11 protein-coding genes are annotated in these 12,228 nt (G+C 35.0%); all 11 read right to left on the reverse strand.

What is annotated here, in order from left to right:
* Positions 1–3: 3 nt before the first annotated feature.
* Positions 4–2,460: a DNA translocase FtsK gene (locus tag LPC23_RS07205; RefSeq protein ID WP_229329167.1), complete on the reverse strand. Its 2,457-nt coding sequence runs from the start codon at positions 2,458–2,460 to the stop codon at positions 4–6.
* A 21-nt stretch (positions 2,461–2,481) separates the two neighbouring features.
* Positions 2,482–2,853 carry a diacylglycerol kinase gene (locus LPC23_RS07210; RefSeq protein WP_229329168.1) on the reverse strand — a complete coding sequence of 124 codons (372 nt, stop codon included), beginning with the start codon at positions 2,851–2,853 and terminating at the stop codon, positions 2,482–2,484.
* A 10-nt stretch (positions 2,854–2,863) separates the two neighbouring features.
* Positions 2,864–3,361, reverse strand: coding sequence for a thiol peroxidase (gene tpx, locus LPC23_RS07215; RefSeq protein WP_229329170.1), 498 nt, complete (start codon positions 3,359–3,361; stop codon positions 2,864–2,866).
* 167 nt (positions 3,362–3,528) lie between these two features.
* Positions 3,529–3,786, reverse strand: a complete 258-nt coding sequence (locus LPC23_RS07220; protein WP_229324123.1) for a DUF6952 family protein — start codon at positions 3,784–3,786, stop codon at positions 3,529–3,531.
* A gap of 25 nt (positions 3,787–3,811) precedes the next feature.
* Complete coding sequence (locus LPC23_RS07225) at positions 3,812–4,120, reverse strand: thioredoxin family protein (RefSeq protein ID WP_229324125.1); 309 nt, start codon at positions 4,118–4,120, stop codon at positions 3,812–3,814.
* Positions 4,121–4,191: 71 nt separating this feature from the next.
* On the reverse strand, positions 4,192–4,830 hold the full coding sequence (locus LPC23_RS07230; protein ID WP_229324127.1) for a peroxiredoxin: 639 nt from the start codon (positions 4,828–4,830) through the stop codon (positions 4,192–4,194).
* Between the two features lie 140 nt (positions 4,831–4,970).
* Positions 4,971–6,563 (reverse strand): glycoside hydrolase family 3 protein, encoded by a 1,593-nt coding sequence (locus LPC23_RS07235; RefSeq protein ID WP_229329172.1) that lies wholly within the window; start codon positions 6,561–6,563, stop codon positions 4,971–4,973.
* A 5-nt stretch (positions 6,564–6,568) separates the two neighbouring features.
* Positions 6,569–7,837, reverse strand: a complete 1,269-nt coding sequence (locus LPC23_RS07240) for an MFS transporter (protein ID WP_229329174.1) — start codon at positions 7,835–7,837, stop codon at positions 6,569–6,571.
* A 10-nt stretch (positions 7,838–7,847) separates the two neighbouring features.
* Positions 7,848–9,395: a glycoside hydrolase family 10-like protein gene (locus LPC23_RS07245; RefSeq protein WP_229329176.1), complete on the reverse strand. Its 1,548-nt coding sequence runs from the start codon at positions 9,393–9,395 to the stop codon at positions 7,848–7,850.
* A gap of 77 nt (positions 9,396–9,472) precedes the next feature.
* Positions 9,473–10,681 (reverse strand): anhydro-N-acetylmuramic acid kinase, encoded by a 1,209-nt coding sequence (locus tag LPC23_RS07250; protein ID WP_229329178.1) that lies wholly within the window; start codon positions 10,679–10,681, stop codon positions 9,473–9,475.
* A gap of 9 nt (positions 10,682–10,690) precedes the next feature.
* On the reverse strand, positions 10,691–12,199 hold the full coding sequence (locus LPC23_RS07255; RefSeq protein WP_229329180.1) for a sodium:solute symporter: 1,509 nt from the start codon (positions 12,197–12,199) through the stop codon (positions 10,691–10,693).
* Positions 12,200–12,228: the final 29 nt, after the last annotated feature.

Consider the following 12,228-nt stretch of genomic DNA (forward strand, 5'->3'; position numbering starts at 1 on the left):
GTATTAATTTTGTTCGTTATTGAAAAATTCATCAAGCGCCACCATATCCGAGATGTTTACGTTACGCGCTTTACTTCCTTCAAAAGGACCTACAATTCCAGCGGCTTCTAATTGATCAATTAAACGACCGGCTCTGTTGTAGCCCAATTTTAATTTACGTTGCAATAACGATGCCGAACCTTGTTGTGCATTGACAATAATTTCGGCGGCTTCTCTAAATAAGGAATCGCGTTCTGAAATATCAATGTCTAAATTGATACCTGATTCTTCTCCCACAAATTCAGGTAGGAGGTAAGCAGTAGCATAAGCTTTTTGCGAACCAATAAATTCGGTTATTTTTTCTACTTCAGGCGTATCGATAAAAGCACATTGTACACGCACCACATCATTGCCGTTAGAGTACAATAAATCACCACGACCAATTAATTGATCAGCCCCTTGGGTATCTAAAATAGTTCTCGAATCAATTTTAGACGTTACTCTAAAGGCAATTCGAGCCGGGAAGTTGGCTTTGATTAAACCGGTGATTACATTTACCGACGGACGTTGGGTAGCAATAATCAAGTGGATTCCAATCGCACGCGCTAATTGAGCCAAACGCGCAATAGGTACTTCGACTTCTTTACCAGCGGTCATAATCAAATCAGCAAACTCATCCACTACCAAAACGATGTATGGCAAAAAGCGGTGACCGTTTTCAGGATTTAATTTTCTTGACTTGAATTTGTCGTTGTATTCTTTAATGTTACGCACCATAGCGTCTTTCAATAAAGAATAACGGTTGTCCATTTCCACACAAAGGGAATTCAAGGTATTGACTACTTTCGCATTATCAGTAATAATAGCATCGTCACAATCGGGTAATTTGGCTAAATAATGTCTTTCAATTTTATTAAAAAGCGTTAATTCTACTTTCTTTGGGTCAACCAAAACAAATTTAACTTCAGCAGGATGTTTTTTGTATAAAAGCGAAGTTAATACCGCATTCAATCCTACCGATTTTCCTTGACCAGTAGCTCCCGCCATCAACAAGTGAGGCATTTTAGCTAAATCGACTACAAAGGTTTCATTAGAGATGGTTTTACCCAATGCGATCGGCAATTCCATTTCAGCTTCTTGAAATTTGGCTGAGCCAATAGCACTTTTCATAGAAACCATAGTTGGATTCTTGTTAGGTACTTCAATACCAATAGTTCCTTTTCCAGGAATTGGCGCAATAATACGAATTCCAAGTGCCGAAAGAGACAAAGCAATATCGTCTTCTAAACTTTTGATTTTTGAAATACGAATTCCTGCTTCAGGAACGATTTCATATAAGGTTACCGATGGACCAACGGTGGCTTTAATTTGAGCAATTTCAATTTTGTAGTTACGAAGGGTATCTACAATCTTGTTTTTGTTTTCTTCTAATTCTTCTTGGTTAATCGTAATTCCGCCGCTTGAGTATTCTTTTAATAAATCAATGGTTGGGAATTTGTAGTTGGATAATTCCAAAGTGGGGTCAAACAAACCGAAATCAGCCACTAATCGAGACGCTAAGTTTTCTTCTACGATATCTTCTTCCTCAGCCTTTTCAATTACAAAAGCTTCATCGTTTGTAGTAATGATGGTTGGCTCTTTTGGTGCTGGTGGAGCAGGGGTATAGGTAGGCGGTACCACTGGTTTAGGCAATGTATCTAAATTGATTTCAGAAGACGAGCTAATAGTTGGTTTTAAGGCTTCTTTGTTGATTTCAAACTGAGAAGTAGTTGATTTCAAATGAATGCCTTCTACTTCTTCATCTGCTTCTTGATCTGCAGTAGGAACTGCATATTCTTCAAGATTGTAGCCTTTATCAGCTGCTTTTTCAACAATGGAGTTCATCTTTGCTTCCATTTCTTTTTTGGAACCTTCAATGAAATTTAAAATAGAATCAGGCGATAAATTGATTTTGAAAATTAGGTAAATTATTAAACCGAATACTAAAAGTAATAAAGTACCTGTCTTACCTAAATAGTCTTGTGAAAGTAAGTTGAGTTCGTAACCAATGACACCGCCTAATTCAGGTGCATTTGTTGCAAAGAAACCAAAGATGATCGAAACGACAATCATAGCAAATAAATCCCAAAACCAAGTCGATCGTAGTTTGGCAAGTGGTAAACCCAAGAACAAATACAAACCTGTTAAGAAAAACAAGCGTACAAATAGGAAGGCAGCTATACCAAATCCTTGGTACACCATCAAATCCGCAATGTAAGCGCCAATTTTGCCTAACCAATTCGCTACTTCAGTATTTCTATTGGCTAATTGATCTACAGCGCTTTGATCGGCTTGACCGTGCAAGTAAAACGAAACAAATGCAACTAACAAAGCAACTGAAAATAGCACCAATAGGCTACCAATTACAATTTTATATTCTTTTGATAATTTCCAAGATCTTTTTCCGCTAAAATCGGACTCGCTTTTTATTTTCTTTGCCATTCTCTTTGTAAACTAGTAAATTTAGAATTTAGGGAGGTAAATCAGTAAACCCACTGCCACTGCGGTTAATGCCGAGAAAAACACAGCTCCAGCAGCAATATCTTTGATAAACCCAATTCTCTCGTGGTATTCTGGATGAATAAAATCGGCCACTTTTTCAACAGCAGTATTCAATCCTTCAACACTCATTACTAATCCGATAGCAAAGATTTGGAAAATCCATTCAGTAGTAGTAATGTTAAAATAAAACCCAGCGATAGTCATTATGATCCCAATAAAAAATTGAGTCATTACGCTGTGTTCAGTTGTAATTAATTTGTAAGCCCCTTTATAAGCAAAGGTGACACTTTTTAATCGTCCTGAAACAAATCGATTGTCTTTTTGAAATTCCATTCAATAGGTATTAAAGTACTGCTAAGGCAGCATCGTAATTCGGTTCATCTGCAATTTCAGCTACTTGTTCGGCGTGAACAATAGTTCCTTTTTCGTCAATAACAAGTACCACTCTTGAGTGTAAACCTGCTAAAACACTATCCGTAATTTCTAAACCATTGGCTTTTCCAAAACTTCCGTCTTTAAAATCCGATAGATTTTCTACGTTCTCAATTCCTTCAGCACCGCAAAAACGTTTTTGTGCAAATGGTAAATCTCTTGAAACGCAAATCACAACAGTATTGTTTAATCCAGCAGCAGTTTCATTGAATTTTCTAACCGAAGCTGCACAAGTTCCTGTATCGATACTTGGAAAAATATTGAAAACTACTTTTTTACCAGCATAATCTGCCAGAGTAGCGATAGAAAGATCTGTCTTTACTAATTTAAAATCAGCTAGTTGTGAACCTATTTTTGGCAATTCGCCTGAAGTATGAACGGGATTACCGCCTAAAGTTATCGTTGACATAATATGCGTTTTTTAGTGAGCTTCAAAAGTATGAAAATTAATTCAGATTTTAGTTTGAAGCCGCTTTTTTTAGTTGGTTTTCCTTTGAATACTATTTCGCTATAAGGCATAAAAAAAACGTACCCTATCCGAGTACGTCTTGATTTATTTACTTAGTAAGCGAAGTGTTATTTATCGATAGCCCCTAAAACGCGTTTCATAAAGGTGTTCAAGGCTTCTTTCTTGTCAACTCCGTCTTTAACTAATTTTTGTACTTCTAAAGCACCATACATATTTGAAATTAATTCGCCAATTACATCCAATTCTTCATCTTTTAGAGAAGATATTTCCGTCATTGCTTCTAATACTTCAATAGTTTCAATGATATAATCTTGATCATTTTCTTCGATGAATTGGGTCAAATGTTTGATAACAGGTAATTTCATATTTCAGGTGTTTGTTGTTGAATTATTAAGCGATTTCGTTTACTAAATCAGTCAATACTTCTTGTTTATTAGTTTGTGTTTCGTTCACTAATTTTCCGTTAACGAAAGTAGCAAAAGTAGGCAAGTTGCTTACGTTAGCTAATTTTCTTGATTCAGGATTGTTTTCGGCATCTACTAAAACAAAAGTAAGTGATTCATTTTCTGAAGCCAATTTTTTGAATTTTGGTTTCATAATACGACAATTTCCACACCAAGAGGCAGAAAATTGAACTACTACTTTTTCGTTTTTGGAAACTAAATCCTGTAATGTGTCTTCGTTTAATTCAATTAACATAGCTTTATTTTTTAATTACAATAACAATGGCAATCTTAAATTGATAGTGCCATTGTTATTGATTTTTGTTATTAGTGAGATCCTAAGTAAGCAGCTGTACTGTTTCTGTCAGCAGTCATTGCATCTTTACCAGCTTCCCAGTTAGCAGGACAAACTTCTCCTTTTTCTTGCACGTGAGTGTAAGCGTCAACCAAACGTAAGTATTCGTTTACGTTACGACCTAATGGCATATCGTTAACACTTTCGTGGAAAATTTTTCCAGTTTCATCGATTAAGTAAGTAGCTCTGTAGGTTACGTTAGAACCTTCTACTAATACAGTATCTAATTCTTCGTTGTACTCAGCACTTTCTACATCAAGAATTCCTAAGATGTTAGATAAGTTTCTAGTTGTATCTGCTAAAAGTGGGTAAGTTACCCCTTCAATACCACCGTTATTTTTTGGAGTGTTCAACCAAGCAAAGTGAACTTCGTTAGTGTCACAAGAAGCTCCAATTACGATAGTGTTTCTTTTTGCAAATTCTGGCAAAGCAGCTTGAAAAGCGTGCAATTCAGTTGGGCAAACAAATGTGAAATCTTTTGGATACCAAAACAAAAGTACTTTTTTGTTGTTTTTTGTAGCTTCTTCAAAAATGTTGATTCTTAAGTTATCTCCCATTTCAGAGATAGCGTCTACAGTGATGTTTGGGAATTTTTTTCCTACTAATGACATATTTTTTGTTTTTAAGTTAAATTGTATGGTGCAAATATACGTTAGATGTAAAGATAGTTAAATAAGTTTTAATTATAAATATTTATTAAGTAATAAGTATTTACTATTAAAGCAGACTAAATTACATCTATTCAATTGATTTAGATATTATTAATCGAAACGGGAAGCAGTCCAGGACAGGCTAATTTATTGAAAAATTGTTGGACTGCGACTTCTTGAAAAACTTCAAAATCTTGGTATACCATTATAATTTCTTTGGCTAAAGCCAAATTAGGAATCACTTGAAGTGCGTATGGATTTCCAAAAACATACAGGATGCAATTTTTATTGTGTAGAAGTGTACTAATACTTTCTATCACTTGCGGTTGTATATCAAATTGATTTAAAGGTTTCGCTTTGGGAACAAATAATGAAATCACAATGGTATCGTACTGCGCTAGATCTTCCTGGTTGAGCATTGGATTTTCAACAGTTAAAGAAAAAATAGGAGTAGTACTATTTTGCGTTACCTTAGTAGCAAAACCATCCTTGTAAATGCTTACTTGAGCCAGAGAGTTGTTAGCAATAGCCTCTTGAATTCGGTTGGTATTGGTATCTGTTTTTACTTTAGTCAAAATCTGCTCAGCGATCCTACGATTTAAATTTTCGCTTATTGAAAAATCAATTTTGGACTGACTTATATCAGGATAAATGGAACCGTTTTCAAATAGACCCGCTTTTTTTTTGTAGAGCAGAATTCTGTTGTAACTTTCATTAATACGTTCTTCAGTAGCATTTTTTAGAATGGCTTCAATTCCAGCAGCTACTTCATCTGTAAAACATAAAATATCATTGCCTGCTTGGAATGCTTCCCATTCTAATTGCCCTTTTTGTTCAAACAAATCGGAAACACTTTTCATATTCAAGGCATCGGATATAACCAATCCTTCAAATCCAAGTTGCTTGCGAAGTAGATTTTCAATGATGTTCTTCGACAAAGTAGCCGAAGTATTTTTGCCATCGTTTAAAGCAGGAACGGCTAAGTGACCAATCATAATCGAATCGACCTTATTTTCAATTCCTTTGATAAAAGGATACAATTCATTATTAAGTAATTGTTCTAGATTTTCTTCTAAAATAGGCAAGCCTAAATGCGAATCTACATTGGTATTTCCGTGACCTGGAAAATGTTTTAAACAGCCTAAAATACCAGCATTCGTCATCCCTTTTAGATAAGCATTGGCAAATAGAGCCACTTTTTCCTTGTTTTCACCAAAGGAGCGGTAGCCAATGACAGGATTGTTTGGATTGTTATTGATGTCAGCCAAAGGCGCTAAGTTGTACTGAATGCCAGCTGCTTTCAAATCCAATCCAATTTGTTTGCCCACCTCGTAAACCAAATCAATTTGCGATTCTGGCAAAGCGCCTAAGGTAATTGCATACGGATATTGCGGTGTTTTTTCAATTCGCATAGCCAAACCCCATTCTGCATCAATACTCATTAATAGTGGGGTAGTGGCACATTTTTGATAACGTGTTATCAGTTGTTTTAACTTGGCATAACTATCATCATACGAAACCACTTTTTGTTTGCTTTCATAATTGGTCGCCGCACTCGCTCTACTATGAAAAAAAGTAAGTCCGCCGATGTTGTGATCCCGAATTAAAGCTTCGGTCGCTTGAATGTTTTCTTCGGTATCGTTAATAAAAACGGCAGGAAAGAAAAACTGTCCTATTTTTTGCTCTAAAGTCATGATATTCAATTTGGAGTTGTTTTTTTTCCAAAATCAGCTGGAAACACTAAAAATCGAGAAATAAGTACACCTGGTACAGTTGCTATTAGTACCCAAATAAAGAAATTGCCATACCCTAAATATTCTTGAATATAACCGCTGATCATCCCAGGCAACATCATTCCCAAAGCCATAAAACCAGTTGCTAAAGAATAGTGAGAAGTTTTTGATTCGCCTTCTGCTACAAAAATTAAGAACATTAAAAAGGCAGCGAATCCAAAACCATAACCAAATTGCTCTACAATGACCACTAAATAGATATAAATAGTATTTTCTGGATGAAAATGAGAGAGTAAAATAAACCCGACAATAGGTAAGTGCATAATTAAAATCATGGGCAACATCCATTTGCCTAATCCATGCTTAGAGATTGCTATTCCTCCTAATGTTCCTCCCACAAGCAAGGCAATCACCCCAAAAGTTCCGTATATAATCCCAACATCTTCGGTAGTGAGTCCCATTCCTCCAGCGTCTTTAAGATCAATTAAAAAAGGAGTTAACATTTTCATTAATTGCGATTCACCTAAACGAAATAAAAGGATAAAAGCCAATACAATTCCAATTTGTTTCTTTTTGAAAAAACTGGCAAAAACGGTAATAAAGTCTTTTTGCTGTGCTACTGCATCCTCCGATGTTTCATTTTCTGATACTGGTGTGGTCAATAGATTGTAAACAGTAATTGTTGCCATAAGCAAACCGACAATAATCATGGTATACGACCACGCTTTAGTTTTATCTCCAAATTCAGTCTCTAAATAGCCCCCAATAATGACAATCAATCCGTTACCGGTGAGCATAGAAAGGCGATAAAAAGTACTCCTAATTCCGAGGAAAAAGGATTGTTGGTCTTTGGAAAGCGACAATAAATAAAAACCATCTGTAGCCACGTCATTGGAAGCAGAAGCAAATGCCGCCACCCAAAAAATAGCCAAACTCAGAAAAAAGAAATGGTTCATCGGAATGGTAAATCCAACTATTAAAAAAGCGATAGAGATGAGCAATTGCATGCTTAAAAACCACTTTCTTTTGGTACTGTGCAAGTCAATAAACGGACTCCATAATGGTTTAATTACCCAAGGTAAATAAAGTAAACTGGTATAAATCCCAATATCTTCATTGCTAATACCTAAATTCTTATACATGATTACAGACACCGAAATAATGATCGCATAGGGGAAACCAGATGCAAAGTTTAAAATAGGAATCCAATACCAAGGGTTTTTCTCTGCTTTCATTCGTAGTGTATTAATTAGTTTTCACGACTGTTTGTGGCAGTTGTGTTAGGATTTCTTTACTTTCGTTACCATACAAGTCAATGAATGATAAAGCAAATTTAGACTTGTTTTCTAGTACGGAAATAGGTACACGAATAGCTAATCGATTGTTGTTTTTCTGTACCAAGAACTTATCGACTATCTGACTTGGGTCATCACTATTTATATCACCATTAGTATCGGTTCCATAAAACACAACATAGCGCATAGGATTTCGAGTAGGTTGTAAAGAAATGACCAATTCATTTTTATCTTTTATGACACTAGTTACTCTAGGAACATCAAAAACTAATTTTTTAAAATTGGGAACAGCTGCAGGTATAGCGTGGTATTTGTATTGATTTTCGGCTAGTAACTGCGTTACTTCCTGATTTTTATTGAGGAACCATTTGGCGCTAAAAAAAGCATTGCCTTGTACATTATTAAAACTACGAGAATAATCGATTTGATTGGGAATTTCAAATGGGGAATCCCATTTTTTATCGGCATCGGATTTAATTTTATAAGAACCATTTCCAACATATATTGCTGCATTTTTTGAGTTTTCCGACCACCATTTCAGCAATTTAGTATAAGAAGCTTTTGGGTGGTCCAAACTCCAATATAACTGAGGTAGGATATAGTCAATCCAATTATTTTCCATCCAATGTAATGGATCTGCAAATAGATCGTCATAATTAGTTTGACCCGCTTGTGTATCTGAACCTCTTAGATCAACAGATTGATTTCTCCAGACTCCAAAAGGGCTTATGCCAAATTGCACCCACGGCTTAATTTTTTTGATACTGGTTGCAATTTGTTGAACAAAAACATTCACATTATTACGTCTCCAATCGGCTAATTCTAATCCATTAGAGTATTTATTAAACGAATCAGTATCATTGAATTTTTCTCCATCAACGGTATATGGGTAAAAATAATCATCAAAGTGTATGGCATCGATATCGTATTTTTTGACTACTTCTTCAACCACTCTAGTCAAATGGTTTTGAACTTCTGGCAAACCAGGATTGTAATAGTACTTACCGGCATATTTAATCATCCATTCAGGATGTTGAATCAGGTCGTGTTTTTTGCTTACGATTTCTAAATTGGCACTTGAAGTGGCTCGATAAGGATTTAGCCAAGCATGAAATTCAAATCCGCGTTGGTGAGCTTCATGAATCATCCACTCCAATGTATCGTAATAAGGCGAAGGGGCTTTTCCTTCTTTCCCGGTTAGATTTCGTGACCAAGGTGCTAAATCAGTAGGATAAAATGCATCACCATTACTTCGTATTTGCACAATTACAGCATTATAGCGTAACTTTTTGTAAGCATCTAAAATTTCAATGAAATCACTTTTTTGCTTCTCTACTGGGTCAGTACTATTTTTAGGCCAATCGATGTTGGCCACAGTAGCAATCCAAACGGCTCTAAATTCGTTCTTGGGGTACATGATTTTAGCCTGAGCACTACTATTAGCCATGAAAAATAGCGAAAATAGAAGAGTCAGAATAAAGGATTTACTATGTGTCATTTTGATGATTATTTTAAACAATACAAAAATAGACTTTTTAGTGCAGTTGTTGTGATTAAATAGGTATAAAAATAATTCTAATCAGGAAACGAAATTTTACCCATTGTTACAGAGGGAACGCCTTTTTTTGTTCCAAAAACAGTCTTTCCACCTGCTACAGTTTCATTAGCCAATACTGCAAAAAGAACCGCTTCCTTTGCGTCTCCTAAAATGCCTAATTCGCTAGTGTTTTTGAAAGGAAAAGCAAGGAGTTCTTGTAAATAAGTCATCAATAATGGATTGTGCAAACCTCCACCCGAAACATAAAGTGATAGCTCATCTTGAGTAGTTTCAGATTGATATATTATATATAGTATCGCCTCAGCTATCGTTTCGGCACTAAAACGAGTTAGTGTTGCTAAAACATCTTCTACAGAAATGAGTTGACTATTACTTTTGTTGATTGCTTTTTGAACATAATCTAAATTAAAGAGTTCTGGTCCTGTTGTTTTTGGAAAAGTACCCTCAAAAAAAGGATCATTTTTAAGTTCTTTTAATAAGTCTTGATTGACTATTCCTTTCATAGCAATTTGTGCATCTTTATCATAACTCAATTCAGGAAAATGAAATTTTGTATAAGCATCAATTAATGTGTTTCCGGCACCTGTATCAGTAACGAAAACCTCTTCTGGATTTTGATTTTGAGGTAGAAAAGTAAAGTTACCAATACCACCGATATTCAACATGATTCTGTTTTCTTGATCACTTCCAAAAAGAAAATAATCGCCATATACTGCTAAAGGAGCGCCTTCGCCACCCGCAGCCAGGTGTTTTTGTCTAAAATCGGAAATAGTCGTAATTCCGGTTCTTACCGCAATATGATCCCCGTCACCGATTTGCAAAGTAGCATTTGTGAATCGTGATTGTTGGTGTTTTATTTTTGGAGCGTGCATTACTGTTTGTCCGTGTGAGGCAATCAGATCTACCTCTTTAGCCTTAATATTCCATTTTTTCAAACAATCTAAAACTAAATCAGCATGTAAATTTCCAATCCATTCGTTTAATAAAGCAAGGTGTTGGAAGTCGATTGTTTTTTTTGCAAATACCTTTCGTATTTCTGTTTTAACTTCTTCTGAATAACCTATGGTTTCAAATTCTTTCAGTTGGACTACCGTATTTGTTCCCGAACCAGAAATGGCACAAAGCGCCACATCTAAACCATCTAAAGAAGTACCCGACATTAATCCAATAATCGTTCGTGTTGGTTTTATCGCTAACTGATGTAAAGATTCGATATTCGTATTCATTGTATGGATTTAAAAATGGTATTTTTCAGTTACAGTTTTGCTAGTAAGCCATAATCCAATAAATGTAATTAAGGTGTTCACAATAATCAATTCGTTGTCAAAAACATAACCGCCCAAAAGGACTTTTGAGTAATCATTAATTAAAAAAGTTAGAGCAGGAGATAGTATACAGATGAACGGTACCAATCTATCTGTTACCTTTTTAGATTTCATAAACAAGCCAAAAGCGTACAATCCTAATAGCGGTCCATAAGTATAAGACGCTACCCTGAAAATCATTCCAACAACCGAACTATCATTGATAGTATTAAAAACTAGTATTACTAAAAACATACAAGCTGAAAAAGCAAAATGTACCATATGTCTGGTTCTAACAAGATTCGCTTTATGTTGATTTTCGGCTTTATCCATTCCTAAAAAGTCAACACAAAAAGAAGTAGTTAAAGCAGTCAAAGCTGAATCAGTGGTAGCAAAAGTGGCTGCAATTAACCCTAAAAGGAATACAATACCAGGTAATAATGTTAAATGATTTAATGCGATTTCAGGAAAAAGCAAATCAGTTCTTGGTTTATTTGTAATCAAATCTAAGGGTACGGCAATATTATTTTTGGCAGCAAAAATATACAATAAAGCTCCAACGCTTAAGAAAAATAAATTGATGATTACAAAAATTGCGGTGAAACTGAACATGTTTTTTTGGGCTTCGCCAATGTTCTTACAACTCAGGTTTTTCTGCATTAAATCTTGATCTAGCCCTACCATAGCAATAGTAACAAATATTCCACCCAGGATTTGTTTAATAAAATGGAATTTACTTCCAATGAAATCATCGAAGAAAAAGATTTGAGAATAGTTGCTGTTTTTAACTTCTTCAAAAGCGCCAATTACGCCTAGATCAAGGCTACTGCAAATGAAATAAATGGTCAAAAATACCGAACTAACTAAGAAGAAAGTTTGCAGTGTATCGGTAATAATAATTGTTTTCAACCCCCCTTTGTAGGTATATAGAAAAATGAGTAAAAGTGAAATTAATACGGTAACTGCAAATGGTATAGTATAGTAATCAAACACATAACGTTGTAATACGATTACCACCAAATACAATCTAAAAGCCGATGAAATAGTTCTACTTATTAAAAATATAGAAGCAGCAGATCTGTAACTATAAAAACCCATACGTTGTTCAATATAACTATATATGGAAGTTAAATTCATTCTATAATACAAGGGTAGAAGTAACTTGGCTACAATAATGAATCCTATGGCATTTCCAATGATGAACTGGAAATATTTGAATTGTTCGCCGTTAGGTGAACCTACTTCTCCTGGTACGGATATGAAAGTGACACCAGAAAGTGCCGTACCAATCATTCCGAAAGCAACTAAGTACCATTTGGAGTTTTTGTTTGCGGTAAAAAATACAGTATTGCCACTATCTTTTTTACTCACAGTATGGGATATGTAAAATAACATACCGAAGTAGGTCACAATTAAAAGTAAAATAATACTTGGAGTCATTTTGTATTCGTTAACAGGTTTAGTTAAAT

The organism is Flavobacterium ammonificans (genome assembly GCF_020885975.1).
GTDB classification, from domain to species: Bacteria; Bacteroidota; Bacteroidia; order Flavobacteriales; family Flavobacteriaceae; genus Flavobacterium; species Flavobacterium ammonificans.